Source organism: Caballeronia humi, from assembly GCF_001544475.1.
Taxonomy (GTDB): domain Bacteria; phylum Pseudomonadota; class Gammaproteobacteria; order Burkholderiales; family Burkholderiaceae; genus Caballeronia; species Caballeronia humi.
The window spans coordinates 1-636 of record NZ_FCNW02000238.1 but is presented as its reverse complement, the minus strand read 5'-3'; the positions used below and the strand labels follow the sequence as shown (position 1 = coordinate 636).

At 64.3% G+C, this 636-nt stretch carries 1 protein-coding gene; it reads right to left on the bottom strand.

Annotated features, from left to right (window positions below; translation table 11 throughout):
* Positions 1-623, bottom strand: a 623-nt coding sequence (locus AWB65_RS35220; protein WP_268808286.1) for a thiamine pyrophosphate-binding protein, incomplete at its 3' end; no start/stop codon positions are given.
* Positions 624-636: the final 13 nt, after the last annotated feature.

Here is a 636-nt window from a genome sequence, read left to right as displayed (position 1 = left end):
GCTTCGTTCAGACGCTGTTCGCCACCCGCGCCACGATCGAGCCGCTGCGGCTGCGGGATGTCGGCCTTGATCTGGCCGTAGAAGTAATCGCGCGGGATGTTCAGTTGCGTCGGTCCCATCTCGGCCATCGCGCGGTCGAAGCAACGGCCCGTGAATTCGGCCATGCGCGCCGGGTGCGTGACGTGGCCCTGATACTTCGTGAATTCCTGAAACATCGGCAACTGCTTGGCTTCCTGAAAGCCACCGAGGCCGATGCCCATCGTCCCCGCCTCAGGCGTGACGATCACCACCGGGCTATGCGCCCAGTAAGCCGCTGCGATCGACGTCACGCAGTTGCTGATCCCCGGTCCGTTTTGCCCGATCACCACGCCATGACGGCCTGATACACGCGCATAGCCATCGGCCATATGCCCAGCGCCTTGCTCGTGAACCACGGGAATCAGACGAATGCCGGCGGGCGCGAAGATATCCATCGCGTCCATGAAGGCCGACCCCATGATGCCGAACATATCGGTGACGCCGTTGGCGGCGAGCGTTTCGACGAACGCTTCGGAGGGCGTCATGGCTTGGGGGCCGATGGCGTCGGTGGCGGGCGCGGCGAGGGTGGGATCGAGTTCGCTCATGGGTGTCTCCGGT